We start from the raw sequence: 25,838 nt of genomic DNA, 5'->3' as shown, positions 1-25,838 counted from the left end.
CGGTTCGCGGCTCCGCTTCAGCCGCGCCGACGCATGAAGGCCAGCAGCCGCTCGGTGCGCGGGCCGTAAGGGGGATGCATCAGCCCGCCCAGCGACCAGCGCGACTGCACCAGCACGGCGCGCTCGTGCGTGAAGCGCAGAAAACCCGCCTCGCCATGCGATGCGCCCCAGCCACTGTCGCCGACACCGCCGAAGGGCAGGCCGGGATGGGCGATGTGCACCAGCGTGTCGTTGACCGTGACGCCGCCGCTGACGGTGCCGGCCAGCAGCGCATCGCGCGCCCGGGTGTCCTCGCCGAACCAATAGAGGGCGAGTGGGCGCGGCCGGTCATTGATGAAGCGGATGGCGGCCGCCGTGTCGGCGCAGTCCAGCACCGGCAGGACGGGGCCGAAGATCTCCTCCTGCATCAGCGCCATCCCGGGCTTCGCGCCCAGCACCAGCCGAAGGGCCATCTGGCGCCCTGCCGGCGCATCCGTGCCCAGCACCCGGACCTGCGCACCCTGGGCCACGGCATCGTCCACCAGGGCCTGCAGCCGCTGCGCCTGCCGCGCATCGACCAGGGCGGTGTAGTCGGGATTGCCCGCCACGGTCGGGAACAGGCGCTGCACCGCTGTCGCCAGGGCGTCGGCCAGTGCGCCGTGCAGCGCGGCGGGCGCCAACACATAGTCGGGCGCGATGCAGGTCTGCCCGGCATTGAGCAGCTTGCCATGTGCGATGCGCGGGGCCACCGCATCGAGCCGGCAGGAGGCGTCGATCACACAGGGCGACTTGCCACCCAGCTCCAGCGTGGTCGGCGTGAGGTTGGCCGCGGCCGCTGCCGCGACATGGCGGCCCACGGCGGTGGAACCGGTGAAGAACAGATGGTCGAAGGGCAGCGCCGAGAACTCGGCCGCCAGCGCGGCATCGCCGTTCGTCACGGTGAATTCGTCGGGGGCGAACCGCCGGGCCACGGCCTCGGCGATGGCGTCGGAGCAGCGCGGCGTCCGCTCGCTGGGCTTGAGCATCACCCGATTGCCCGCGGCCAGCGCCATGCCCGCCGGTCCCAGCGACAGCAGCAGGGGATAGTTCCAAGGCGACAGCACGCCCACGACGCCGACCGGCTGTCGCTGCACCCAGGCATGCGCCGGCTGCAGCGTGAGCGGCGTGCGCACCCTGCGCGGCGCGGACCATCGCGCCAGGTGACGCAGCGCGTCCGCCAGCCCTTCGCGCAGCAGCAGCAGGTCGGCGATCTCGGTGAGCGTGGCCGAGCGCACGCCGAAGTCGGCCTCCACGGCGCGCACCAGCGCCGGGCCGTCGGTGTCGAGCAGCGCGCGAAGGCGCTGCAGCCGGTCCCGGCGCAAGGCCAGTTCGGCCGGCGGCTGGCTGCGGCTGGCCCCGCGCTGGGCCTCGAACAGACCGCGCAGGGCGAAGGATTCGGAGGTCATGGCGGCTGGCTCCAGGGACGGGTGGGGATCAGGCGCGGGCGGCCGCGCCGTAGGTGGCGGCAAAGCGGGACTGCAGGTACGCCTGCGTCGTGACCGGCGCATGCCGCGGTGCCTCGCCGGGGGGCACGCAACTGGGGATGGCGCTGACCAGCGCATCGGGGTTGGGGTCGAGGAAGAAGGCGATCGAATAACGCTCGGCCGCCGGCCGCACCACGCGATGGGGCGTGGACAGGTAGACGTCGTTGGTCCAGCGCATCAGGCAGTCGCCGATGTTGCAGACGAAGGCGCCGGGCAGCGGCGGCACATCGATCCATTCGTCGCGGGCGCGGCCCTGCACCTGCAGGCCCGAGACACCGTCGGTGGCCAGCAGCGTGACGTTGCCGTAGTCGGTGTGTGCGCCCGCGCCCACACCCTGGTCGGCCGCCTGCCCAGCGGGGTAGTGCAGCAGGCGCAGCGTGGCCAGGGGCCGGTCGATCTTGTCGACGAAGAAGTCTTCGGGCAGGCCCAGGTCCAGCGCAAAGGCGGCATGCAGCCGGCTCGCCGCGGCGAACACCGCATCGAAGTAGGCCTGGACCGGCGCGCGCCAGCCGGACAGCGCGGGCCAGGCGTTGGGCGGACGCGTGGCCTCGTCCGTCCAGATGAGGTTGAAGGCCTCCTTCTGGTCGGCACCGCGCTTCTCGTCCAGGGCCTCGACGCCCATGCCCACGTAGCCGCGGTTGTGACTGAGCGAGGCATAGGCCAGCGCGGCCTTGTCGGCCACCGGCTGCGCGAAGAAGTCGCGGCTGGCGGCGAAGGCGCCGTCGATCACCGCCGCCGGCACGCCATGGCCGGTGATGGCGAAGAAGCCGATGTCGCGGCAGGCGGCGCCCACCTCGGCCGCCACGCGGCGACGCGCGTCGGCGTCGGAGGAGGCGAGGGCGGCGATGTCGATGACGGGAATGGTCGAGGTGGCGGTCATGGCGGGCGGGCGTACGGATCTGGAATCAGCGTTGCAGGCTCAGCCGGTAGCGGAAGGTGTCGGCGCGGTAGACGGCGCTTTCCACATGCACCGGCGTGCCGGCCTGGTCGTGCACCACGCGTTCCACCTCCAGCACCGGCGCGCCGGTGTCGAGCTTGAGCAGGCGGGCATCCGCCGCGCGGGCGGTGCCGGCACCGATCTCCAGGTCGGCCCGGCCGACGGCGATGCCACCCTCGTGCTCGAACACGTCGATCAGGTCCCGCTGCGAGAAGTCCACCCGCGACAGCCGCTCGCCCAGCGTCGCCAGCAGCCAGGAGTTGTTGACCGACAGCGGCTCGCGCTCCAGGTAGCGCACGGTCTGCAGGTGGTAGACGGTGGTGTTGCCCGGCAGGCCCAGCTTCTGCGCCACGGCGGCGGGCGCCCGCACCTCGCGCCAGGCCAGGCGCTTGTTGCTGACGGCGCGCGCCTCGGCGGCCAGCGCCTCGTTCAGGCCCTGCAGGCGGTTGAGGCTCTGCGCCGCTTTCGGGTGCGAGACGAACGCACCCTTTCCGTGCAGCTTGACGATCAGGCCCTCGGCCTGCAGCGCGCCGAGTGCCTGACGCACGGTGATGCGGCTGACGCCATGGGCGGCCTGCAGCTCGGATTCGGAGGGCAGCTTGTCGCCTGGCTTCAGACGGGCGTCGAGGATGGAGGCACGCAGCTCATCGCGCAGGCGGGCATGCAGCGACTGGGGAATCTCAGCCAAGGCGCGGCCCTTCCGCATGGCTGGCATGCCGCTTGCATCGCTTGTTATAACTTGTCATAACGAGTAGATTCTCGCACCGTCGAGGTGCTCTTCCATCCTTCATCACTGCCGAACGAGGAACGACCATGGCCCATCCCGCCCGCACCATCCATTCCCTGAGCTTGACCCGCCGCACCCTGGCTGCCGCCCTGGCGGCGGGCATGACCCTGGCCGCATTGCCCGGCGCCGCACAGGCCCAGGCCTGGCCGGCCAAGCCGCTCACGCTGATCGTACCGTTCGCGGCCGGCGGCGGCGTCGATGCGACGGCCCGTCTCATCAATGCCAAGCTGGGCGAGGTGCTGGGCCAGCCGGTGGTGATCGACAACGTGGCCGGGGCCGCCGGCACCATCGGCACGCAGAAGGCAGCCCGCGCGCCGGCCGACGGCTACACGCTGCTGTTCGCCGTGGCCAGCCCGCTCAACGTGGCACCGCTGGTGGCGCCCTCGGCCGTGCGCTACGACACCTTCAAGGACTTCACGCCTATCGCCACCGTCGGCTTCTCGCCCTTCGTGCTGGTGGGCAAGCCGCAGCTGCCGGCCCAGACCGCGGCCGAGCTGATCACCTATGCCAAGGCGCACCCCGGCCAGCTGAACTTCGGCACGGACGGCGTGGGTACCTCGCTGCATGTGACGGCCGAGCTCATCAAGCAGCGCGCCGGCATCGACATCGTGCATGTGCCCTACAAGTCGGGCCCGCAGGTGCTGACCGACGTGGCGGGCGGCCAGCTGGACCTGGCGGTGCTGCCGCTGTCGCTGGCGCTGCCCTTCATCAAGGACGGCAAGGTCAAGGGCCTGGGTGTCACTTCCGCCGCACGCGCGCCCATCGCGCCGCAGCTGCCGGCCCTGGCCGAGACGCCGGCACTCAAGGGCTTCGAGCTCGACTCCTGGCTGGGCATCCTGGCGCCCGCCAACGTGCCTGCCCCGGTGGCGGCCAAGCTGGCCGAGGCGATCCAGACCACGATGAAGGACCCTGAGGTGGTGCGCCGCCTGGCCGAGATCGCGGTGCGCCCCGTGGTGACCACCGGCCCGGCCTTCGGCGACTACCTGAAGAAGGAGCGCCAGACGATCCAGGACGTGGTCACCCGCGCTGGCATCAAGGCAGAGTGAGGCTTCCCCCATGCCGCTGATCGCCCACGCCTGGATCGTCGCGCCGCTGCTGCTGGTGGCCGGCGCGCTGATCGGCGCGACGGGCATCGGTGGCGTGCTGGTGGTGCCGCTCTTGACCACGCTGGGCGGCGTGCCGGCGCCGCAGGCCATCGCGGCCTCGTCGCTGGCCTTCCTGCTGCCGGCGCTGGTGGCACTGGGCCCGCTGCGGCGCAGGCCCGAACTGGCGCGCCGCTGCGTGCCGTTGCTGGCGGGTGCGCTCGTGGGTGCGGTGCTCGGCGCGCTGGTGGTGCGCTGGCTGCCGGTGCAGGTGCTGCTGGCGGGCGTCACGGCGCTGGTGCTGCTGGCAGGCTGGCGCGGGCTGCGGCCGGCGTTGGCCGCCGTCCACGAAGGCGCGCCGACGCTGGGCACCGGGGCGCTCGCGGCGCTGGGTGGGGCGGTCGGTGCCGGCTCGGCGCTGACCGGCACCGGCGGCCCGGTGCTGCTGCTGCCGCTGCTGATGCTGCTGCGCCAGCCGCTGGTCTTCGCGGTCGCCGCGGCGCAGGCCGTGCAGCTGCCGGTGGCCGTGTCGGCCAGCACCGTCCATGCGCTGGCGGGCCGGCTGGACTGGCGCCTGGCGCTGATGTGCGGCCTGTTGCTGATGGCCGGCAGCCTGCTGGGCCAGCGCGCCGCGCGGCGGCTGCCCATCGCCCAACTGCAACGCGGCGTGGCCGTGCTGCTGCTGGCCACGGGTGGCTGGTTCGCCCTGCTGATCCTGAAGTGACCCGTCCTTCTGCGCTCCGCGGTGAGCGCGCCTTTCCGAGCACCTTCTCCCATGCTGTCCGCTGACCAACTCCGCCTCGCCGGCGATGCCCCGCTCCTGATCGCCCCCGGCCACCTGCTACAGCCGGACGGCATGAAGCAGGGCCTGGCCGTCGCCGTGCAGAACGGCCGCTTCACGCAGGTCGGCCCGGTCGACGAGGTGCGGGCCGCCCATCCGGGCCTGCCTGTGCACGAGGCGCCGAACCATCTGCTGATGCCCGGCCTCATCGACACCCACACCCACCTCACGCAGGCCTTCGGCAAGTCGCTGGCCTTTGGCGAGCCCTCGGAGATCTTCCGCCGCATCTGGGTGCCGATGGAAGGCGTGCTGGACGAGCATGCCGCCTACCTGTCGGCCAAGCTGGCCGCGCTGGAGTCGCTGCGCGGCGGCTTCACCACCGTGGTCGATGCGGGCACGCGCTCCGAAGAGGGCCTGGGCGGCGTGGCGCGCGCGGCGCGCGAGGTGGGCATCCGCTGTGTGCTGGGCCTGATCTGCAACGATGCCGGCAACACCGAAGGCGAGGCCGGGGCCCGCCGCATCCTCGACCGGGCGGCGGGCTTCCTGGCGGCGCACGAGCACGATCCGCTGGTGCATCCGTCATTGGCCATCTCCATCCCCGAGGCCGCCACCGACCGCATGCTGCACGACGTGGCCGCGCTCACGCGCGAGGCCGGCGCGCGCTTCCAGACCCATGTGAACGAACACCTGGCCGCCGTCGAACGCTCGCTGGTCGCGCGCGGCCTGCGGCCGCTGGAGCTGCTGCATGCCGTGGGCGCCCTCAACGAGAGCGCACTGCTCGCCCACGCCACGCTGCTGACGCCGCGCGAGCTGGGCCTGCTGCGCGACAGCGGCGCCGCCGTGGCCTACAACCCCTTGGCCAGCGCCTGGAAGGGCAACGCCGTGCTCGACGCCGGCCTGCTGCAGATGCTGGGCGTGCCCTTCGGCCTGGGCACCGACGGCACCCGCGCCGATGCGCTGCGCCTGATGGATGCCGCCGAGATGGCCCAGCGCCTGACCCAGGGCATCGCCAAGGGCGACTCCTCCTGCGGCGGTGGCTGGACCTGGCTGGACCATGCCGCGCACGAAGGCGCGCGCGCCGCCGGCCTGGGCCACATCACCGGCCGCATCGCGGCCGGTCACGCGGCCGACTTCCTGCTGCTGGATGTCGACGTGCCCGAGTTCGTGCCCAGCTGGGACCTGGGCTGGGAGCTGGTGCGCTTCGCCAACCGCGACCAGATCGACGCCGTCTTCGTGCAGGGCGCGCTGCGGCTGTGGCAGGGCTGGCCGGTGGACTGGGACGCCCGCGCGCTGATGCGCGAGGTGGCCACCATCGCGCGACGCGACGTGGCTCGGGCGCCCATCCAGCGTGTGCATGCGACCTCGGATGCGCACCGCGCGCAGGCACTGCACGCGCCCAGCAGCATTTAGCCCCGCGGGCTAGGATCGGCGGCTGCTCCCAGAACAACGCCGAGACACCGCCGCCCGCTGCATGACCGACCGCAAAGACCACCTCGACACCCGTGCCCTCCTGATCCTCGTCGTCTGCTGCGCCTTCTGGGGGCTGCAGCAGATCCTCATCAAGACCACCGTGGTCGAGGTTCCGCCCATGTGGCAGGCCACGCTGCGCATGGTGGGTGCGACGATGCTGCTGCTGCTGTGGTGCGCGGTGCGCGGCGTGGCGCTGTTCCGCCGCGATGGCACGCTGGCGGCCGGGCTGCTCGCCGGCCTGCTCTTCTCCGGCGAGTTCATCTGCATCTACCTGGGTCTGCAGCTGACCACCGCCTCGCGACTCACCGTCTTCCTCTACACCTCGCCCTTCTTCGTGGCCCTGCTGCTGCCGCGGCTGGTGCCGGCCGAACGGCTGCGGGGCGTGCAGTGGATCGGCCTGGCCCTGGCCTTCGCGGCCGTGGTGGTGGCCTTCAGCGAGAGCCTGGGCCATGCCCAGCCCGGGCAGTTGCGGGGCGACGCGCTGGCCCTGCTGGCCGGCCTGCTCTGGGGCCTGACCACGCTGGTGATCCGCAGCAGCCGGCTGGCCACCGCCAGTGCCGAGAAGACACTGTTCTACCAACTGGCCGTCACCGCCGTGGTGGTGCCGGTGGCCTCGCTGGTGCGCGGCGAGACCTGGGGCCTGGGCTATTCGGCCTACGCCTGGACCTCCATCGCGGCCCAGACCTTCATCGGCGCCTTCGCCAGCTACCTGGCCTGGATGTGGCTGCTGCGGCACTACCCGGCCACCCGCATCTCGCCCTTCACCTTCCTCACGCCGCTGTTCGCGCTGCTCTTCGGCGTGCTGCTGCTGCGCGAGCCACTGACGGCACAACTGGTGGTTGCGCTGGCGGGCGTGTCGGTGGGGCTGGTGCTGCTCAACCGACGGGGCTGAGCCCGGCCCTGCAAATTGAAGAAAATTTCTTCAATTTGCACGGATGGCCAACCGCGACGTCGCATGTCGCAACTCCCTCCCTGCCGTTGCCTTCATGAACACCTCTCCAGACTTCCAGGCCGTCCTCGACGACATCGTCCACACCCTGCAGCCCGAGGCCGGACGCGAAGGCAAGGTCGCCAGCTACATCCCCGCCCTGGCGCGGGTGGACGCCCACCGCTTCGGCATCGCGCTGCGCACCTGCGACGGCCACGAGGCCGTGGCGGGCGATGGCGATGTGCCCTTCTCGATCCAGAGCATCTCCAAGCTCTTCTCGCTGACGCTGGCCATGCGGCACATGCCCGAGACCGCGCTGTGGGCGCGCATCGGGCGCGAGCCTTCGGGCAATCCATTCAACTCGCTGGTGCAGCTCGAAAGCGAGCAGGGCAAGCCGCGCAACCCCTTCATCAATGCCGGCGCCATCGCCGTGGCCGACCGCATCGTCGACCTCTACGGCGCCGATGCGCGGGGCACGCTGCGCGGCTTCCTGAGCCACCTGGCAGGCGAGCCGGTCGGCTTCGACGAGGAGGTCGCCGCCTCCGAGGCCGCGACCGGCCACCGCAACCTGGCACTGGCCCATTTCATGAAGAGCTTCGGCAAGCTGGACCACCCGGTGGCCGAGGTGCTGGACCTGTACTTCCACCAGTGCGCGCTGGCCCTGAGCTGCCGCCAGCTGGCCCGCGCGGCCGGCTATCTGGCACGCGACGGCGCCCATCCTGCCAATGCCGACGAGCAGGTCGTCACCGAACGCCAGGCGCGCCGCATCAATGCGCTGATGCTCACCTGCGGCACCTACGACGCGGCGGGCGAATTCGCCTTCCGCATCGGCCTGCCCTGCAAGAGCGGCGTGGGCGGTGGCATCGTCGCGGTGGTGCCCGACCGGCTCACGCTGTGCGTGTGGTCACCCGCGCTCGATGCCACGGGCAACTCGCACCTGGGCATGAAGGCGTTGGAGCTGTTCGTGGCCCGCACCGGGCTGTCCGTTTTCTGAGGATGCGAAGGAGCGAAAGATGAAGGTTGCAGTGATGGGCGCCGGCGCGGTCGGCTGCTACTACGGGGGCATGCTGGCCCGCGCGGGCCATTCGGTGGTGCTGATCGGCCGGCCAGCCCATGTGGAGGCGGTGCGCGCCAAGGGCCTGCGCATGCAGACCACGCGCTTCGACGAGCAGGTGCCGCTGCAGGCCGCCACCGGGCCCGAGGCGGTGGCCGGCGCCGACCTGGTGCTGTTCTGCGTGAAATCGCCGGACACCGAGGCCGCGGGCGAGCAGATGCGCCCGCACCTGCCGCCCGGCGCGCTGGTGCTGAGCCTGCAGAACGGCGTGGACAACGCCGAGCGCCTGCAGGCGGTGCTGCCGCAGCAGACGGTGGTGCCGGCCGTGGTCTACGTCGCCACCGAGATGGAAGGACCCGGCCATCTGCGCCACCACGGCCGCGGCGAACTGGTGATCGGCCCGTCCGCGCGCAGTGCCGACGTCGCGGCCCTGCTGGAGGCCGCCGGCGTGCCCACCGAGGTGTCGCCGCAGGCCATCGGCGCGCTGTGGGCCAAGCTGATCCTCAATGCCGCCTACAACGCGATCTCGGCCATAACCCGCCAGCCCTATGGCGTGATCCATCCGGCGCCGGGCATGCTGCCGACGCTGCGCGCCATCGCCGACGAATGCCTGGCCGTGGCGCAGGCCGACGGCGTGCAGGTGCCGGGCGATCCCTATGCCGCGGTCGACGCCATCGCGGCCACCATGCCGGCGCAGTTCTCTTCCACCGCGCAGGACCTGATGCGCGGCAAGCCCACCGAGATCGACCACATCAACGGCTATGTGGTGCGGCGTGGCGATGCGCTGGGCGTGCCGGTGCCGCTCAACCGGCTGCTGCACAGCGTGGTCCGGCTGCTGGAGGCGCCGCCGGCGGCACGATGAACCGCAACCTCTGGCTGCTGACGGCCCTGCAGGGGCTGTTCCTCACCAACAACGTGACCTTCATCGCCATCAACGGCCTGGTGGGGCTGGCCCTGGCGCCGTATGGCTGGATGGCGACGCTGCCGGTGATGGGCTATGTGGTGGGCGGCGCGCTGTTCACCGCGCCGGTGGCCTGGGTGCAGGGGCGCTTCGGGCGCAAGACGGGCTTCTTCCTCGGCCTGCTCGTGGCGCTGAGCTCGGCGCTGCTGTGCGCCTTCGCGGCCTTCACGCGGCAGTTCTGGCTGCTGTGCGTCGCCACGCTGCTGGCGGGCTACTACTCGGCCAACGGCCAGCTCTACCGCTTCACTTCCGCCGAGCTGTGCGCGCCGGCCATGCGCAGCAAGGCGGTGTCGTACGTGATGGCGGGTGGGCTGATCGGCGCCATCGTGGGGCCCAACCTGGCGGCCCGCACGCGCGACCTCACGGCCGCGCCCTTCGTCGGCGCCTACCTGGCGCTGGCGGTGGTCGCGCTGCTGGCCATGGGCCTGCTGGCCCTGATGCGCTTTCCGCTGCCGCTGGCCACCTCGTCGGCCTCGGCCGGCCGCAACGTGGCGCAACTGCTGCGGCAGCCCACCTTCCTGGTTGCGGCGATGGGCGGCGCGCTGGCCTATGGCGTGATGAACCTGCTGATGGCGGCCACGCCGCTGGCCATGCAGCAATGCGGCCTGCCCTTTTCGGACGCGGCCTTCGTGCTGGAGTGGCATGTGATCGGCATGTTCGCGCCCGGCTTCTTCACCGGCCACCTGATCCAGCGCTTCGGCACGCTGCCGATCATGGGCACGGGCGTGCTGCTGAACATGCTGTGCGTGGCCATCGCGCTGTCGGGCGTGGAACTGCAGCACTTCACCATCGCGCTCTTCCTGCTGGGCGTGGGCTGGAACTTCCTGTTCACCGGCAGCACCACGCTCTCGCTGCAGTCGCACACGCCGCAGGAGCGCAACCGGGCGCAGGGGGCGATGAACTTCCTGCAGTTCGCCGTGCTGGCGGGCACCTCCTTCGCCTCGGGCGCGCTGGTCACCACACGGGGTTGGACGCTGCTGAACCTGGGCTCGCTGCTGCCGCTGGCACTGATCGCCGCGGCGCTGCTGTGGCTGGGGCTGCGTCAGTCGTCCGGCAAGGCGGCGAACCAGTCGCGGTAGGGCGTGTTGCGGGCCATGCGGCGGTTGAAGTCGGGCGCGCCGTCGGTCCACCACACGGGCCCGCGCTCGCCCAGGGCGCGCTTGGCCTGGTCGACCTGTTCGCGCGCGGCTTGGCGTTCGGCGTCGGAGCGGCGGCCGCGCAGGGCGCGGCGGGCGTCCATCAGCTGCCGCACGAGGGCATCGCGCTTGTCTTGCGGCAGGTCCGGGTTGGCCTTGCGCCAGAGCCGGCCGCGCACGACGAAGTAGCGGCCGTCGGGCGTCGTGGGATGTCCAGCCGTGTCTGTTTCGGCGGAGGCCATCGATGCCCTTCGACTCAGTCGGATCGGGCCGTGCAGTTCGGCATCGGGCGAGAGGGCCGTGCCGCGCTGGCGGATCTCCAGCCGGCCCTGGCGGGCCATGTCGATGGCCACGGCACGCACCTGCGGCATCAGTGGCCGCCAGTTCTCGGCCGACAGCGCGCGGGCCACTTCCGACGGACACACGGTCGCCTCGGCAGCGCGCTGCGACAGCAGGTCGGCGATGGCGAGGCGGACAGTGGCGTCGGTCGGGCGCATGACGGCATCGTCACACGGGCGGCCCCACCACGCTGTCGGCGGACGCCGGATGCAGGTCCAGCTTCTCCCACGCCGCCATCACCTCGATCTGCTTGCGCAGCCAGTCCTCGGGCGCCGCGCTGGTTCCCCAATGGTGCAGGCGGCCGACGGCCTCGCCGAGGTTCCAGAGATGGCGCAGCTGGATGAACAGCGGCAGGGCCGCCAGGTCCGCCTCGGTGACCACGCCCCCGGCAGCGCGGTAGCCGGCCAGGTAGTGCGCCCAGCGCTCGCGCAGCACGTCGTCGGTTTCGCGCAGGCCCTTGCGCAGCAGGTAGGACCAGGGCATCACGCCCAGGTCGTAGGCCAGGAAGCCCGGGCCGGCATCGTCGAAGTCGAAGAGGAGCGCGCGCTTGCCGCCCGCGTCGTCCGTCACCACATGGTTGTTGAAACCATGGGTGTCGCCGTGGCACAGCACGCGGGTCAGTGCGGGCTCGGCCGCGGCAAGCTCCTTCAGCAAGGAACCGATCAGCGATTCGTAGCTGGCGAGCACGCCGGCATCGAGCCCGGGATAGGCCCGCAGCCAGGCCCGCGTCCGGCCGGCCATGCCGTGGCCGTCGAGTGGGTAGAGGCTGGGCGGCCCCTCGTAGTCCCGCGCCGCGGCATGCAGGCGGGCCAGCGCCTCGCCGGTCGCGGCGAACTCGTCCAGGGCGTCCGGCACGGCGCCATCGACGTGGTGGAAGAGTGCCAGCGCGCGCTCGCCTTCGGGACATTGCAGGCGTACATGCGAGCCGCCCGCCGCCGTGTCGACGGGGGCGGCCACGCCCACGCCGCGGCCTTGCAGGTGCTTCAGCAGCGCGGTCTCGAATTCGACGTTGAAAGGGCCGCGCGGGCGGATGGTGTAGAGCCGCGCCACGTGGCGGGCACCGCCTGCCACGCGCAGGGCGTAGTTGTCGTTGAGCCCGCGGCGGATCAGCGCGCAGTGCTCCACCGCCAACCCATAGTGCCGCTGCACCCAGGCCGCCACGGAACGCGCGGCGACGGTGGTGTGGGTGGGGACGAGCGCGGGATCGCACGGATCGGATGGGGCCATGGTTCGCTTTCTGCCGCCCATGCCACTGAGCGCCGGATGCGCGGGGGTCGGCACGGGGCGCGGAGTCTAAGGGGCGTTGGCTTCGGCGATGCCAAAGGCCGACCCCCCCAATGGCACGTCCCGCGGCCTCGCGCCGTCTCGCCGTCAGACCGCGGCCGGCTCGGCCACCCGAGTCGCCGCCGCGGGTGCTGGCCCAACGTACACCGACTGCGGCCGGATCAGCCGCCCGCGCTGCACCTGCTCGCGCGCATGCGCCACCCAGCCACCGACCCGGCCGGCCGCGAAGACGGCAGTGAAGGCCTCGCGCGGCAGGCCCACGGCTTCGAGCAGCAGGGCGGTGTAGAACTCGACATTGGTCTCCAGCACCCGGCCCGGCTTGCGGGCCTGCAGCGAGGCGAGGGCGGCGCGCTCCACGGCCTCGGCCAGCGCGACGCGGCCGGCTTCCACGCCGCCGGCCTGAGCCAGTTGGCGCAGCGCCTTCTTGAGCGCGTCGGCGCGCGGATCGCGCACCCGGTAGATGCGATGGCCGAAGCCCATCAGCCGCTCGCCGCGGTCCAGCGCCGCCTCCAGCCAGCGCGCGGCCGCATCGGCACTGCCGATGGCATCGAGCATGTCCAGCACCGGCCCGGGCGCGCCGCCATGCAGCGGACCCTTGAGTGCGCTCAGACCCGCCAGCACGGCCGAGGCCAGGCCGGCGCCCGTGGACGCGACAACGCGCGCCGCGAAGGTCGAGGCGTTGAGGCCGTGGTCGGCCACGGTGACCAGGTAGGCGTCGAGCGCCGCCGCCTCTGCCGATGTCGCCGGCCGGCCCGACACCATGCGCAGGAAGTCGGCCGCATGGGACGCGTCGGGGTCGGGCGCCATGGCCGACTCGCCCGCCTTCCAGCGCAGGACCGCGGCCGTGAACACGACGGGCGCCGCCACCAGGCGCAGGGCGGTGGGCAGGTCATCGCCGTCGGGCACGCGGGCGAGCAGGGCACGCATGGCTTCCAGCGGCGTCAGCGCCGACAGCATGGTGTGATCGTCTGCACGCATAAGGGCCGCGACATCGGTACGCGCACGGCCCAGCGCAAGGGCCATCTCAGGCGCCGCAGGCAGCTGCGCGAAGAAGCCCTGCCAGAGCAGCGCCAGCACCTCTTCGTAGCGCCAGCGGCCAGCGATGTCATCCAGCGCATGGCCGCGCAGCACCAGCCGGCCGGCGGCGCCGTCCACCTCGGACAGCACCGTGTGGGCCGCCACCACGCCTTCCAGCCCGTTGTTGTCGTCGCCCGTCATGTCGCAGCCTTTCGTGTGTCGTTGGGATGAAAGGCATTGTGGAAACCGCACAATATTGACGTCAATCTTGATTGATTCCATCAACATGACCGCCCCTGAGAAGCTGCCGCTGTGGCTGCCCGCTGCCGATGCCCTGGCCCTCTTGAAGGTACGTCCGCAGACGCTCTATGCCAACGTGAGCCGCGGGCGTATCCGCACGCGGCCCGATGCAGGCGACCCGCGGCGCAGCCTCTACCACCGCGACGACCTGCAGCGCCTGGCGGCGCGCCGGCAGGGCCGGCGCAGCGATGCGGTGCTGGCGGGCGAGGCCATCCAGTGGGGCGAGCCGGTGATGGCCTCGGCGATCTCGACGGTCATTGCCGGGCGGCTCTACTACCGCGGACAGGACGCGTGCGCACTCGCCGATGCAGGCACGCTGGAACAGGTGTCGGCCCTGCTGTGGGACGGGACGGCCCCACCCTTCGCCTCATCGGCGGCAACGCTCGCACCGGCTTCGTCCACCGCCCCGCTCGCGGGCGCGATGACCGCGCTGGCCTTGCGCGCGGCGGCCGATCCGCCGGCGCGCGGTCGGGGCCGCGCCGCGCTGCTGCAGGAGGCCGCGGGACTGATGGGGCTGATGGCCGATGCCCTGGCCGGGCCGGCCCGCGGTGCGCTGCTGCATGAACGTCTGGCCGCCGCCTGGCGCCGGCCGAAGGCGGCCGACCTGATCCGGCGCGCGCTGGTGCTGCTGGCCGACCACGAACTCAACGCCTCCACCTTCGCGGCACGCGTCACCGCGTCCACCGGCGCCTCGTTGGCTGCCAGCGTGCTGGGCGGACTCGCTGCATTGAGCGGCCCGCTGCATGGCGGCGCCGCGCGGGCCACGCTGGGCCTGGTCCGCACGGCCGAGCGCGAGGGCGTGGACGCCGCGATGCACGAATGGCTGTCGCTCGGCCGGCGGCTGCCCGCCTTCGGCCATCCGCTCTATCCACAGGGCGATGTGCGATGCGAAGCCCTGCTCGCCCACATCGACTTGCCCGCGCCCTATGCTGACCTGCGCGAGGCCGGCGAGCGATTGATGGGCGAAAAGGCCAATGTGGACTTCGCACTCGCAGCGCTCACCACCGCCCACCGGCTGCCAGCGCATGCGCCGCTGGTGTTGTTCGCCCTGGCGCGTGCCGTGGGCTGGATCGCCCATGCGCTGGAGCAGCAGGCCACGGGCACGCTGATCCGGCCGCGTGCGCGCTACACCGGCCCGGCGCCGGGCGGCTCCGCCGCACATTGAACGAAGCCCCGCAGCCAGCGCGGACCAGCACGGCGACTGAATGGACGACGCGATCCGGCGCGCCCTTCAGCCCACCTGGCCCGCCATCTCCATCAGCATGTCCACCACCCGCCGCACCGGGCCACCGGCAGGCTCCTGCGTGCGGTGACCGATCACCAGCTGACGCACCAGCCGGGGGCTGAGCGGCAGCACCCGCACGCGCGAGCCGGCGGGCTCTTCATGGCTGGCCCGCAGCGGCAGCAGCGCTGCGCCGTAGCCGGCCTCCACCAGGCCGCGCATGGCGACGTCGTAGTTGTGCTCGATGCGCGCCCGCGGTGAGAAGCCGGCGCGACCGAACCATTCGAGCGTGAGCGTCTGCATGCGCGTGCCCGGCTCGTTCATGATGAGCGGCCGCTGTGCCAGCCAGGCGGGTGTGGCGCGCTTGGGCAGACCGGGCCAGGCTGCGGGCACCAGCGCACGCATCTCGTGGCGCAGCCAGGGCGTGAAGCGCACGCCGGGCAGCGCCGGCTGGGGCAGGGCGACCACCGCCAGGTCCACCGCGCCGCCCACCAGCCCGGTGGCCGAGTCGGCCGAGCCCACGAACACGGGCGAAAGCTCGATGCCCGGATAGCGGGCGGCCAGCGCCTCGAAGACCGGCGGCAGCAGGTCGACCACCACGCTGGTGGTAGAGACGCCGATGCGCACCCGCCCCTCCAGTCCCGCATGCCGCCGGCGGGCCGCATCCATGGCTTCGTCGGCATCGCGCAACAGGCGACGGCCACGCTCGACCAGCTCGGCGCCAGCCGGCGTGGGCTGCACAAGCCGCGGTGAGCGCAGCAGCAGCGGCACGCCCAGCCGCGACTCCAGCTCGCTCACATGCAGGCTCACGGTGGGTTGGGCCAGGTGCAGGGCCTGGGCGGCGGCCGAGAAGCTGCCGAGGTCGGCGATGGCGACCAGGGTGCGGACCTGGTCGAGGTTCAATTGGCGCATCAGGCATTCTGATCGCAGCCCTCAGAACTCTCAACTTCTCCGATGCTGCGCCGCGGCGCATCATCGCGGTTCCTTTCACCACCTCGTGCCAGAAACACACGCCAGGAGCCGATCATGAACACCCTCGTGCTGCAACCCGCCACCGCCTGCCCGAGCGCCGCCGTGGCCCGACGCGCCAACGCGCCCGGTGCCGTGCCGCGCGACGCCATGATCGAGGCCGCTGCGAATCCGGCCCGCGCCGGCCTGCTGCAGCGTCTGCGCGATGCAGCAGCGCAGCAGCGCGTGCGCCGCATCCAGGCGCGCCGCCTGCGGGAAGAGGGCGCGCTGCTGATGGCCATGGGCCAGCACGAGCTCAACGACCTGGGCGTGGGCCGCTGCGAACTGCTCGGCCATCTGGGCCGCTGAGGCGGAGCCTCAAGGCCTCTGCGTGGTGGCGATCAGCCGCGCGTCGCGCAGCGCCGCCGTGCGGTGATGCACGATGGCCCGGTACTCGGGCGACTGGATCATGGCGGCGAAGGCGTCGCGCGTGGGGTATTCCACCAGCAGCACTTCGTCCCAGGCCTCGCCGGGCGGCGCCACCAACGCATGACGCGCATCGCCCACCCAGCGCACCTGCCCGCCGACCTTCGCCAGCAGCGGCACCACCGCCTCGCTGTAGGTGGCGTACGCGGCGCGGCCCGAGCGCACCGGCGCGCCCGGTGCATCGGCGGCCTGCGCGCGAAAGGCCAGCAGGTTGAGCATCAGTACCGGGGTGTCCGCCGGCACCTGGTCGAACAACTGCTTGAAGCTGTCGCGCGTCGGATCGATGGCGACGCGGTCTGAAGGCAGCGACATGGACATTCGGGTCTCCGTTCAAGGTGCCTCCACGCGGGACCGTGGATGGACGCTCGCCCATGGTGACCGGCGTGCGCGCCCGGCGCTGTTGCGCCCGTGACAGCGCCGGGCGGCGCGGCATCGACACGAAAGCCGATGGCCTGGTCGCGCGAAGGTGGGCTCAGGCCGTCCGTCCCGCGCCCGCCCAACGGGCCACGATGCGCGCCGCTTCTGCGATCACGGCCTCGTCGGCCGGTGCATCCGCCTTCGGCCGCGTCGTGTAGATGGCCAGCGCCAGCGGTGCCATGCCCGGTCGCCACACGACGCCGATGTCGCTGGCCGAGCCGTGGGCGCCGGTGCCCGTCTTGTCACCCACGGTCCAGGCCGCGGGCATGCCCGCGCGGATGCGTCGTGCGCCCGTGGTGTTGCCGCGCAGCCAGTCGCCCAGTTGCTGCCGCTCCCGCGGTGGCAGGCCCTCGCCGAGCACCAGCCGCTGCAGCAGCCGGGCCATGGCGTCGGGCGTGGTGGTGTCGCGCTCGTCGCCCGGAATGGCACTGTTGAGTGCGGGCTCGATGCGGTCGAGCCGGAAGATGCCGTCGCCCTGGCTGCGCGCGAAGGCGGTGAGCGCCTGCGGGCCGCCACTCTGGGCCATCAGCAGGTTGGCGGCGCCGTTGTCGCTGTACTGCACCGTGGCGGCACAGAGTTCGGCCACGGTCATGCCCTCGCCCACATGGCGTTCGGTGACGGGCGAATAGCTGACCAGGTCGGCCTTGGCGTAGCGCACGCGATGGGCCAGCCAGTCCGGCTGCCGCCGGCGGCGGTCCAGCATGGACGCCGCCAGCACGGCCTTGAAGCTGCTGCACATGGGAAAGCGTTCGCCCGCACGCTGGCCCAGCGTGGCGCCGGAGCCGGTGTCGAGCGCGAACACGCCAAGCCGGCCATCGAAGCCCTCGTCCAGGGCCGTAAGCGCGGCCTGCGCCTCGCGGTCGGCGGGCGCGGCGGCGGTGGCGCATGCGGTCGTGGCCAGCACCAGCGGCGCGGCGGCGAGGGCGGACAGAAGGCGACGGCGCTGCGCGAGTTCAGGAGATGCAGCCGGGTGGCGGAAGGTCATGGGGATCCTGTGGACAGATGATGGGAGCGGGAAGGCCGCCCACAATGCGGGGCAGGCGGTCGCGGGCCAAGGCGTCGCGACGAGCCCGCATCGTAGGAAGGCCCGCCCCGGCCACCAAGCCCGCGGGGCCGGCTGCGCCGCACTGCTGTCACACCTGTCACATCGCCGTCTTCCCGCATGCCATTGCCCTCCATCGACATCGAACTCAGCTCGCCCCAGTCGGTGGACGGACGGCCGGCGGCCTATCAATCGCTGTGGCTGCTGGTGCGGCTGCACCATGCGCAGCGAATTGGCGAGGTGGTGGCGCTCGATGCCCTGCGCGGGCAGGTGTCGTCCGCGCGAACCCTGCGCATGGTGGTCAGTCGCGCCTTCCGCGACTTCAAGGCCTGGGGCCTGCGCGTCGGCTGGGGCCCGGACACGGCGCGCGACCCGCGCTTCCTCAATGCCGAGGGCCGCAGCCAGGGGCCGTTCTGGCTGCCTGCGGCCGAGGCGCGGCGCCTGCGTCTGCGCGTCGATGGGCAGGCAGCCCGGCCGGCCGATGTGGCGGCGTTCCTGGGTCTTTCCGCATCGCCGCGGCGCGCGCGTACCAGCGCCGCAGAAGCACAGGCCAGCGCGGTGCAACTGCAGGACGCCCGCTTCTGGCACCAGCTCGCCGCCGCGCAGCAGGCCATGCGGCAGGGCCGCTGGGCCGCTCCGGTGCAAGGCCAGCGCGATGCCAAGGCGCCCACCAGCGCGCTGGCCGCCATGCGCCAGGCGGCCGACCTGGCCCAGGACGACTACCAGCGCGCGCTGGTCACGCTCAACGAGGCGCTGCTCTGGCGCCGCCTGGGCGATGACGCGCAGGCCCGCAAGCGCCTGGCCGCGTTGCAACGCCAGCGCCTGGCCCGGCAGGTGGCCAGCCACGACTACCTGGGCGCGATGGCGGCCATCGTGGGTGCGTGGTGCAGCTACACCGCGCGCGACCTGCCGCAGGCCCAGGCCCAGCTGGCCGCCATGACGCGCGATGCGCAGCAGGCACCACTGCTGCGCCACCATCCGCAGGTGCGCTTCGAGTGGAGCAACCTATGGGCGCTCGCCTGCCGCTCGCGTGCGCTGGGCCTGGCCACCACGGACGCTGCCGCCGCCACACTGCAAGCCGACGAGGCCATGCAGCACTTCGGCCGCGCCCTGGCCGCGGCCTTCGAATCGCATGCTTTCGATGCCGCCCAGCACGTGGCCGCCAACATGGGCATGGCCGTGTGGCTGTTCGACCGCGTGGGCCTGGGCGTGCAGGCAGCGGCGCAGGCACGCGGTGCGCAGGCGCGCCGGCATGCGGTGCAGTGGATCGCCTTCAGCGAATGGCTGTGCGGCCTGGCCGATGGGCACGGCCGCTCGGCCTGGAACGCCATCTACCTGATGCGCATCGCCCGCGGCGACTGTCAGCCGCGCCCCGGCCTGCCACTGGCCGAGTTCGCCGCCCTGCGACCGCTCACGCCCCGCGCCCTGGCCGAGGAAAGCGCGGGGGACCGCCTCGCGCCCAGCCTGGACGGCCCCGCCACGCGCGGCGGCTGGGCCGGGGTGGCCGCGCAGCATCTGGCCGATCACGACGCAGGCCAGCGCCGCTACCCCGGCCTGCAGCTGGCCGGCCTGCTGTTCGAGCAGGCCTGGTTCTCCGCCCATGGCCGAGACCTGCGCACCGCCGCCACGGCCCTGGCCCGGCTGCGCACCGTGCTGCCGCAGCTGGTGGCCAGCGACCGCGCCTACTTTCGCGACGTATGGAACGACGCGCTGCCCGCCGAGCTGCTGGCGCTGGAGCCGCCACCACGGCGTGCCGTCCGACGCGCGGCAATGGGATGATCGGCCGGCCCACGCCCTTCGAGACATCTCCCACCTTCCCCCAGAACCCGACCCCCCATGAGCCCCACCATCCTCTACGCCCTGCTTCTTCTGCTGCATGTGCTGGCCGCCACCTTCTGGGTGGGTGGCATGGCCACGCTGCACCTTGCCGTGCGGCCCGCTGCGGCCGCGCTGCTGGCCCCGCCGCAGCGACTGCCGCTGATGGCCGCCGTGCTGCGGCGCTTCCTGATCGGTGTGGACATCGCCATCGCCACGCTGTGGCTCAGCGGCTTCGCGATGCTGGGGCAGATGGGCGGCTTCGCGAACGCCCACTGGCGGGTGCATGCGATGGCCGGGCTGGCGGCGGTGATGACGCTCATCTACATCACCATCCGCGCCAGCGCCTTCCCGGCACTGCGCCGCGCGGTGGCTGCCCACCAGTGGCCCGAGGCCGGTGCGGCGCTCAACCGCATCCGCTTGCGCGTGGCCTTCAACCTGGTGCTGGGCGTGCTGGTCTTCGTGGTCGCGCTGCTGGGTCGCGCCGGATGAGGGCGCATTCGCACGCGCACTCCGCCCAGTGCGGCGGACCCGGCCGGTGAGCGGGGCGGTCCCCGGCGCGCGCCTGTCGGGCACGCTGCGCGGCATCGTCGCCATGCTGGCCGCCTGTGCTGCCTTCGGCGTGGTGGACGCCATGCTCAAGGTGCTGGGCGGCCACTTCGCGCCGGCCCAGGTGGTGGCGCTGCGGGGCTGGAGTTCGCTGCCCATGATCGCGCTATACATCCTGTGGCGGCGCGAGGGCGGGCAGGTGTTCCACCGCGGCATGCGCTGGCACCTGCACCTGATGCGCGGTGTGCTCAGCGTGTTGATGCTGGTGCTGTACACCGCCGGTCTGCGCACCATGGGGCTGGGCGAGGCCTACACGCTGAGCTTCGTCGCGCCGCTGCTCATCAGCCTGCTGGCCGTGCCGCTGCTGGGCGAGCGGATCCAGCCGCGGCACTGGGTGGCCATCGTGGTGGGCTTCGGCGGCGTGGTGGTGGCGCTTCGGCCGGACGGCGACGCCTTCCTCACGACCGGCGCCCTGGCGGTGCTGGGCGCCGCCGTCTGCTATGCGCTGAGCAATGTGCTGGGTCGGCTGGCCAGCCGCACCGAGCCGAGCAGCGCGCTGGTGTTCTGGACCACCGTGAGCCTGGCCGTGGGCGGCGGCGCGCTGGCCCTGCCCGTGTGGACGCCCGTGTCGGCCCAGCATGTGCCGGCCATTGCGACGCTGTCCGTCGCGGGCTTCCTGGCGCAGCTGGCCATTTCGGAGGCCTTCCGCCACGGCCAGGCCGCCGCCGTGGCGCCCTTCGAATACAGCGCCCTGGCCTGGGGTCTGCTGCTGGACTGGCTGATCTGGCGCGCCACGCCCGACGCGTGGACGCTGGCGGGCAGCGCCACCATCATCGCCAGCGGGCTGTACCTGGTGCGGCGCGAGGCGCCGCGGGCGGCGGGCTGAAGCCGCCTCGGCCTACTTGGCCTCAGTCCCCGAGCAGCCGACGCTGCCCGCCTTCGAACCAATCGGTCTCGAAGCCGTCTGCCAACAGAACAGCCCTGGCCGTCGTCAGTCCTTGGTCATGCAGGCGTGCCAAGTGCTTGGCGGCAAGGTTGCGGTCTTCGGTCAGCAGATGCGTGATCGATTCGCACACCATTTGGCCGATCAGCTTGATGTCGTCCTTCACAGCGGCACGGTCGTCTTCGCGATCCCGCTGCAAAGAGCGCATGAGCTGTCCGGCCGTCATCGCATGGTCGATGTTGAACGGCAGTACCTGCAGATTTCGCAGCGGCAGGTCCGTGACGGCCTGCTTGACCTGGAACTCCGATGCCACGATCGACGAGAGGTACAGCGGACATGCCCGCTGTAATGCCTCGCGAAAGTAAAGCACGGCGGTCTGGTGATGCGGCCTCCCAGGATCTGCCAATGTGATGAGGAAGCTCGTGTCCAGAAGAATGGAAATCAAGCCTTGTTCCCCCTCATGCCGTCGACCCAGCTCGATGCCGAGGGGATGTCCTTCCAGGCTTTGGCGCCGCGCTCGGTCAAACGTGCGAGGGACGCTTCGTCGAGTACGTTGTGGTGCTCCTCGAAGGCCAGCAGATGAACATCGCGGTATTCACGGGTGACCACGTTGTATTCCGCGACGATGCGCGCCATGGCCACCTTGTAGAGACGATTCACCTTGTCGCTGCGAAACACTTCGCGACTCGATTCGGCGATCAGCGTGCGGCCATCGGGCAACCGGATATGGGCATTGACGGTTCGTGTTCCGCCCATCTCCACGACCTCGCCTTGCAGATAGCGCTCAACGCGCACCCACTGATCGGCATCATCAGCACGAAAGTCAGTGGCTGCCGACACCACCAACGGTTGCGCCAGGGCGGGTGTGGCGATCGTGATCCATAACCTGCGATGGGAACGTGCCATCTTCTGCCATCGCTCGACCACTTTGCGGCGACGGGGATCGATGCCGTCCAGCAGGGAGGACGTACTCAGCCGCCGCAGATCCGCAAACAGCCCGGTATGCGCAATCGGCTCGGTGCGGATGCCGATCGAACCATGGACCACGGACACGTCGAGCGCCGAGGTGTCGACCTCACCCGATTCGCCCTTCAGAAAGTCATCGACGTCTTTGGTGAAGTTCCGCAGGACGGCCATCGGCACTCGCTCGGGCGAGATCTCGTAGCCCTCCGACTCATCGTGCAAGCTGAGGCTGACCCGTTGCATGTCCATCATGCGATTCTAGGTAGCGACCCGTCGCCACAGCGCCCTGAAGGACAGATTTGTCTGTGGTCTACACCACCGCTTCCGCCCTGAAGCGCGCAATGTCCTCAGCCGAAAAACCCAGCTCCCCCAACACCTCGTCCGTGTGCTGCCCCAAGGCCGGGGGCGCGCGGCGCAGCACGGGCGGCGTGGCGGTCAGGCGCAGCGGACTGGCCACGCCGGTGATGGCCTCGATGCCGTCGCCCGCATCGCGCGGCAGCGTGACGGCCAGACCCCGGGCGCGCACCTGTGCATCGCCGAAGGCCTGGCCGATGTCGTTGATGGGGCCGCAGGGCACGGCCTTGTCTTCGAGCAGCGTTACCCACTCGGCCGTGGTGCGGGTGCGGGTGACGGCCTCCATCAGCGCGATCAACTCGGCCCGGTGCTTCACGCGCAGTGTGTTGCTGGCAAAGCGCTCGTCGGCCGCCCATTCGGCATGGCCCGCCGCCTCGCAGAAGCGGGCGAACTGGCCGTTGTTGCCGATGGCCAGCAGCATGGACCCGTCCTGCGTGGCGATGTCCTGGTAGGGCGCCAGGCTGGGGTGCGTGTTGCCCTGGCGTTGCGGCGGCTTGCCGGTGTTGAGGAAGGCGGTGGCCTGATTGGCCAGGATGGCCATGGAGACATCCAGCAGCGCCATGTCGATGTGCTGACCCTCGCCGCTGGCCTCGCGGGCGCGCAGCGCGGCCAGGATGGCGGTGGAGGCATAGCAGCCGGTGAACAGGTCGATCAGCGCCACGCCCACCCGCAGCGGACCGCCGCCGGGCTCCGCATCCGGCCGGCCGGTGATGCTCATCATGCCGCTCATGGCCTGGATCATCAGGTCGTAGCCGGCCCGCTCGGCATAAGGACCGTCGTGGCCGAAGCCGGTCACGCTGCAGTACACCAGCCGCGGGTTGAGAGCACGCAGGCTGGCGTAATCCAGCCCGTACTGGGCCAGGCCGCCGGTCTTGAAGTTCTCGACCACCACATCGGCCTCGGCCGCCATGCGGCGCAGGATCTGCTGGCCCTCGGGCGAGGCCATGTCCACCGTCATGCTGCGCTTGTTGCGGTTGCAGGCGGTGAAGTAGGTGGACTGCGTGGTGTCCTGGCCCTCGGCGTCCTTGAGGAAGGGCGGGCCCCAACTGCGGGTGTCGTCGCCCACGCTGGGCCGCTCGATCTTGACCACGTCCGCCCCCAGGTCCGCCAGGATCTGGGTGCACCAGGGGCCCGCGAGCACGCGGGACAGGTCGAGGACCTTGATGCCGTCGAGCGCGGCTGGGCTGCTGCTCATGCTCAGTTGCTGAATGCTGCAATACCCGTGATCGCGCGGCCCAGGATGAGCGCGTGCACGTCGTGCGTGCCCTCGTAGGTGTTGACCACCTCCAGGTTCACCAGATGGCGCGCCACGCCGAATTCGTCGCTGATGCCGTTGCCGCCCATCATGTCGCGCGCCAGGCGGGCGATGTCCAGCGACTTGCCGCAGTTGTTGCGCTTCATGATCGAGGTGATCTCGACCGCGGCGACGCCCTCGTCCTTCATGCGGCCCAGTCGCAGGCTGCCCTGCAGGCCCAGCGTGATCTCGGTCTGCATGTCGGCCAGCTTCTTCTGGATCAGCTGGTTCGCGGCCAAGGGCCGGCCGAATTGCTTGCGGTCGAGCACGTACTGGCGCGCGCGGTGGAAGCAGTCCTCGGCAGCACCGATGGCGCCCCAGCTGATGCCGTAGCGGGCGCTGTTCAGGCAGGTGAAGGGGCCCTTGAGGCCCTGCACCTCGGGGAAGGCGTTCTCTTCGGGCACGAAGACATCGTCCATGACGATCTCGCCCGTAATGGAGGCGCGCAGGCCCACCTTGCCGTGGATGGCCGGGGCCGACAGGCCCTTCATGCCCTTCTCGAGCACGAAGCCGCGGATCGGGCCGACGGCGCCGCCTTCGCTCACTTCCTTCGCCCAGACGACGAAGACGTCGGCCACCGGCGAGTTGGTGATCCACATCTTGTTGCCCTTGAGGCGGTAGCCGCCGTCGGTCTTGTAGGCGCGGGTGGCCATGCTGCCGGGGTCGGAGCCGTGGTCGGGCTCGGTCAGGCCGAAGCAGCCGATGAATTCGCCGCTGGCCAGCTTGGGCAGGTACTTCTGCTTCTGCGCCTCGGTGCCGAATTCGTAGATGGGCACCATCACCAGCGAGGACTGCACGCTGGCCATGGAGCGGTAGCCGGAATCGACGCGCTCGACCTCACGGGCGATCAGGCCGTAGCAGACGTAGTTGAGGCCGGGGCCGCCGTACTGCTCGGGGATCGTCGGGCCCAGCAGGCCCAGCTCGCCCATCTCGCGGAAGATCGACAGGTCGGTCTTCTCGCCGCGGAACATCTCGAGAACGCGCGGCGCCAGCTTGTCCTGACAGTAGGCATTGGCCGCCTCGCGCACGGCGCGTTCGTCGTCGGTCAGTTGCTGGTCGAGAAGGAAGGGATCGTCCCAGTGGAAGGCGGCTTTGGTGGCCATGGCGTGCGGTCTCCGTGCGCGTGAGCGGCTGCAGGTTGCGGGGGATGCGCGGCATCGTACGCCCGGCGCCAACATCGGCGCAAACGAGAAATCGGCACCCAGGCATGCGCGTCTCTCATATCTCGCGACAATGTGCCGCGGCTCAGCTGTGCGGAGAGCCGTCATCAACTATGTAGCGACGGCATACCTTCACCGTTGAACCGGACCATGCGACGCAAGATCCCCTCCACCCAGGCGCTGGCCTGCTTCGAGGCCGCGGCCCGGCACGAGAGCTACACCCGCGCCGCCGAAGAGCTGGCCCTGACGCAGAGCGCCGTCTCGCGCCAGATCGGCGCGCTGGAGGCCTTCATGGGCCTGGCGCTGTTCCGCCGCACCCGCCACGGCGTGCAGCTCACGGCGGCGGGCGCCGACTATGCGCGGCAGATCCGCCGCCAGCTCGACGCCATGGAGCGCGACACGCTGGACGCCATGGCCCGGCAGGGCACCGGCGGCTCGCTGCAGCTGGCGGCGGTTCCCACGCTGGCCACGCGCTGGCTGATCCCGCGGCTGCCGCTGCTGGCGAAGGCGCATCCGGACATCACCGTCCACATCGAGACGCAGACGCGGCCCTTCCTCTTCAACGACACGCCCTTCGATGCCGCGCTCTACACCGGCACGCCGCAGCAGGCCGCGACCTGGGCCGGCACGCGCCACACGCTGCTGCGGCACGAGGAGGTGGTGCCGGTGTGCTGTCCCGCGCTGATGGACGGCCGCGCCGCCCTCACGCCGGCGCAGGTGGCGCGCCTGCCGCTGCTGCAGCAGAGCACCCGGCCCGACGGCTGGCGGCAGTGGTTCGAGGCACAGGGTGTGGACAACCCGCGCGGCGGCGCCGGGCCGCGCTACGAACTCTTCTCGATGCTGGCGGTGGCGGCGGCACATGGGCTGGGCATCGCGCTGCTGCCGCCGCTGCTGATCGAAGCCGAATTGGCCCGCGGTGAACTGGCCATCGCCTGCCCGCGCCCGCTGCGCGGGGAGCGCAGCCACTACCTGGTGGAGCCGGCGGTGGACGATGCACGGCCGGCGCTCGCGCTGTTCCGGCAGTGGCTGGTGGGGCAGGCGGCGACCTGAGCCGTCGGGACCGCGGC

At 71.5% G+C, this 25,838-nt stretch carries 26 protein-coding genes; 13 read left to right on the top strand and 13 right to left on the bottom strand.

Annotated elements, in window-relative coordinates; genetic code table 11:
- Nucleotides 1-17: 17 nt before the first annotated feature.
- Genes QZ772_RS21350 through QZ772_RS21340 form a run of 3 tightly spaced genes read right to left on the bottom strand, consistent with a single transcriptional unit; the run spans nt 18 to nt 3,127 of the window.
- Entirely contained in the window at nt 18-1,424 is a 1,407-nt protein-coding gene (locus QZ772_RS21350) for an aldehyde dehydrogenase family protein (RefSeq protein ID WP_295530695.1), read from the bottom strand.
- A gap of 28 nt (nt 1,425-1,452) precedes the next feature.
- The gene (locus QZ772_RS21345; protein ID WP_295530692.1) at nt 1,453-2,382 is read right to left on the bottom strand and encodes a 2-oxoglutarate and iron-dependent oxygenase domain-containing protein; all 930 of its coding nucleotides are present in this window, start codon (nt 2,380-2,382) and stop codon (nt 1,453-1,455) included.
- A 25-nt stretch (nt 2,383-2,407) separates the two neighbouring features.
- Nucleotides 2,408-3,127: a GntR family transcriptional regulator gene (locus tag QZ772_RS21340; RefSeq protein ID WP_295530689.1), complete on the bottom strand. Its 720-nt coding sequence runs from the start codon at nt 3,125-3,127 to the stop codon at nt 2,408-2,410.
- A gap of 125 nt (nt 3,128-3,252) precedes the next feature.
- Here QZ772_RS21340 and QZ772_RS21335 point away from each other — a divergent pair, with 125 nt between their 5' ends.
- The 7 genes from QZ772_RS21335 (at nt 3,253) to QZ772_RS21305 (ending at nt 10,581) form a co-directional block, all read left to right on the top strand.
- Nucleotides 3,253-4,272 carry a tripartite tricarboxylate transporter substrate binding protein gene (locus QZ772_RS21335; protein WP_295530686.1) on the top strand — a complete coding sequence of 340 codons (1,020 nt, stop codon included), beginning with the start codon at nt 3,253-3,255 and terminating at the stop codon, nt 4,270-4,272.
- A gap of 10 nt (nt 4,273-4,282) precedes the next feature.
- The gene (locus tag QZ772_RS21330; RefSeq protein WP_295530683.1) at nt 4,283-5,032 is read left to right on the top strand and encodes a sulfite exporter TauE/SafE family protein; all 750 of its coding nucleotides are present in this window, start codon (nt 4,283-4,285) and stop codon (nt 5,030-5,032) included.
- Nucleotides 5,033-5,083: 51 nt separating this feature from the next.
- Nucleotides 5,084-6,499, top strand: a complete 1,416-nt coding sequence (locus QZ772_RS21325) for an amidohydrolase family protein (RefSeq protein ID WP_295530679.1) — start codon at nt 5,084-5,086, stop codon at nt 6,497-6,499.
- Nucleotides 6,500-6,560: 61 nt separating this feature from the next.
- On the top strand, nt 6,561-7,451 hold the full coding sequence (locus QZ772_RS21320) for a DMT family transporter (protein WP_295530676.1): 891 nt from the start codon (nt 6,561-6,563) through the stop codon (nt 7,449-7,451).
- Nucleotides 7,452-7,545: 94 nt separating this feature from the next.
- Nucleotides 7,546-8,481 (top strand): glutaminase, encoded by a 936-nt coding sequence (locus QZ772_RS21315; RefSeq protein ID WP_295530673.1) that lies wholly within the window; start codon nt 7,546-7,548, stop codon nt 8,479-8,481.
- A gap of 19 nt (nt 8,482-8,500) precedes the next feature.
- A complete protein-coding gene (locus QZ772_RS21310) occupies nt 8,501-9,403 on the top strand; it encodes a 2-dehydropantoate 2-reductase (RefSeq protein ID WP_295530670.1) in 903 nt (300 codons plus the stop codon).
- Nucleotides 9,400-10,581 (top strand): MFS transporter, encoded by a 1,182-nt coding sequence (locus QZ772_RS21305; RefSeq protein ID WP_295530667.1) that lies wholly within the window; start codon nt 9,400-9,402, stop codon nt 10,579-10,581. The genes QZ772_RS21310 and QZ772_RS21305 overlap by 4 nt, the downstream gene beginning before the upstream one ends.
- On the opposite strand, the gene QZ772_RS21300 is transcribed toward QZ772_RS21305, so the two are convergent.
- The 3 genes from QZ772_RS21300 to QZ772_RS21290 form a co-directional block, all read right to left on the bottom strand.
- Complete coding sequence (locus tag QZ772_RS21300; RefSeq protein WP_295530663.1) at nt 10,545-11,135, bottom strand: DUF3253 domain-containing protein; 591 nt, start codon at nt 11,133-11,135, stop codon at nt 10,545-10,547. The two genes, QZ772_RS21305 and QZ772_RS21300, sit on opposite strands and share 37 nt — an antisense overlap.
- A 10-nt stretch (nt 11,136-11,145) precedes the next feature.
- A complete protein-coding gene (locus tag QZ772_RS21295) occupies nt 11,146-12,204 on the bottom strand; it encodes a phosphotransferase (RefSeq protein ID WP_295530661.1) in 1,059 nt (352 codons plus the stop codon).
- Nucleotides 12,205-12,348: 144 nt separating this feature from the next.
- On the bottom strand, nt 12,349-13,479 hold the full coding sequence (locus QZ772_RS21290; protein WP_295530659.1) for a citrate synthase/methylcitrate synthase: 1,131 nt from the start codon (nt 13,477-13,479) through the stop codon (nt 12,349-12,351).
- 85 nt (nt 13,480-13,564) lie between these two features.
- On the opposite strand from QZ772_RS21290, the gene QZ772_RS21285 reads away from it, so the two are divergent.
- Entirely contained in the window at nt 13,565-14,743 is a 1,179-nt protein-coding gene (locus tag QZ772_RS21285; protein ID WP_295530656.1) for a citrate synthase, read from the top strand.
- A 66-nt stretch (nt 14,744-14,809) separates the two neighbouring features.
- Here QZ772_RS21285 and QZ772_RS21280 read toward each other — a convergent pair whose 3' ends face one another.
- Nucleotides 14,810-15,712: a LysR family transcriptional regulator gene (locus QZ772_RS21280; protein ID WP_295530653.1), complete on the bottom strand. Its 903-nt coding sequence runs from the start codon at nt 15,710-15,712 to the stop codon at nt 14,810-14,812.
- A 114-nt stretch (nt 15,713-15,826) separates the two neighbouring features.
- On the opposite strand from QZ772_RS21280, the gene QZ772_RS21275 reads away from it, so the two are divergent.
- Nucleotides 15,827-16,117 carry a hypothetical protein gene (locus QZ772_RS21275; RefSeq protein WP_295530649.1) on the top strand — a complete coding sequence of 97 codons (291 nt, stop codon included), beginning with the start codon at nt 15,827-15,829 and terminating at the stop codon, nt 16,115-16,117.
- A gap of 9 nt (nt 16,118-16,126) precedes the next feature.
- On the opposite strand, the gene QZ772_RS21270 is transcribed toward QZ772_RS21275, so the two are convergent.
- Together QZ772_RS21270 and bla are read right to left on the bottom strand one after the other, a co-directional pair.
- Nucleotides 16,127-16,552 (bottom strand): DUF1330 domain-containing protein, encoded by a 426-nt coding sequence (locus QZ772_RS21270; RefSeq protein ID WP_295530645.1) that lies wholly within the window; start codon nt 16,550-16,552, stop codon nt 16,127-16,129.
- A gap of 154 nt (nt 16,553-16,706) precedes the next feature.
- Entirely contained in the window at nt 16,707-17,636 is a 930-nt protein-coding gene (gene bla / locus QZ772_RS21265; protein WP_295530642.1) for a class A beta-lactamase, read from the bottom strand.
- 177 nt (nt 17,637-17,813) lie between these two features.
- Between bla and QZ772_RS21260 the strand changes: the two genes are divergently transcribed.
- The 3 genes from QZ772_RS21260 to QZ772_RS21250 are packed head-to-tail and all read left to right on the top strand — an operon-like array spanning nt 17,814 to nt 20,943.
- Nucleotides 17,814-19,472: a hypothetical protein gene (locus tag QZ772_RS21260; protein WP_295530639.1), complete on the top strand. Its 1,659-nt coding sequence runs from the start codon at nt 17,814-17,816 to the stop codon at nt 19,470-19,472.
- Between the two features lie 57 nt (nt 19,473-19,529).
- Complete coding sequence (locus QZ772_RS21255) at nt 19,530-20,000, top strand: CopD family protein (RefSeq protein WP_295530637.1); 471 nt, start codon at nt 19,530-19,532, stop codon at nt 19,998-20,000.
- Between the two features lie 46 nt (nt 20,001-20,046).
- Complete coding sequence (locus QZ772_RS21250; RefSeq protein ID WP_295530635.1) at nt 20,047-20,943, top strand: DMT family transporter; 897 nt, start codon at nt 20,047-20,049, stop codon at nt 20,941-20,943.
- A gap of 22 nt (nt 20,944-20,965) precedes the next feature.
- On the opposite strand, the gene QZ772_RS21245 is transcribed toward QZ772_RS21250, so the two are convergent.
- The 4 genes from QZ772_RS21245 to QZ772_RS21230 all read right to left on the bottom strand — a co-directional run bounded on the left by QZ772_RS21245 (nt 20,966) and on the right by QZ772_RS21230 (nt 24,714).
- The gene (locus QZ772_RS21245) at nt 20,966-21,445 is read right to left on the bottom strand and encodes a hypothetical protein (RefSeq protein WP_295530632.1); all 480 of its coding nucleotides are present in this window, start codon (nt 21,443-21,445) and stop codon (nt 20,966-20,968) included.
- Nucleotides 21,442-22,212: a hypothetical protein gene (locus QZ772_RS21240; protein ID WP_295530630.1), complete on the bottom strand. Its 771-nt coding sequence runs from the start codon at nt 22,210-22,212 to the stop codon at nt 21,442-21,444. The genes QZ772_RS21245 and QZ772_RS21240 overlap by 4 nt, the downstream gene beginning before the upstream one ends.
- Before the next feature lie 61 nt (nt 22,213-22,273).
- On the bottom strand, nt 22,274-23,512 hold the full coding sequence (locus QZ772_RS21235; RefSeq protein ID WP_295530627.1) for a CaiB/BaiF CoA-transferase family protein: 1,239 nt from the start codon (nt 23,510-23,512) through the stop codon (nt 22,274-22,276).
- Between the two features lie 2 nt (nt 23,513-23,514).
- Nucleotides 23,515-24,714 carry an acyl-CoA dehydrogenase gene (locus QZ772_RS21230; protein ID WP_295530624.1) on the bottom strand — a complete coding sequence of 400 codons (1,200 nt, stop codon included), beginning with the start codon at nt 24,712-24,714 and terminating at the stop codon, nt 23,515-23,517.
- Between the two features lie 207 nt (nt 24,715-24,921).
- Here QZ772_RS21230 and QZ772_RS21225 point away from each other — a divergent pair, with 207 nt between their 5' ends.
- On the top strand, nt 24,922-25,821 hold the full coding sequence (locus tag QZ772_RS21225; protein WP_295530621.1) for a LysR substrate-binding domain-containing protein: 900 nt from the start codon (nt 24,922-24,924) through the stop codon (nt 25,819-25,821).
- The last annotated feature ends 17 nt before the right edge of the window (nt 25,822-25,838 follow it).

It is taken from the genome of uncultured Pseudacidovorax sp. (assembly GCF_913773995.1).
Taxonomy (GTDB): Bacteria; Pseudomonadota; Gammaproteobacteria; order Burkholderiales; family Burkholderiaceae_C; genus Xenophilus.
The sequence above is the reverse complement of the archived record's forward strand: the minus strand, read 5'-3'. Positions and strand labels throughout refer to the sequence as shown.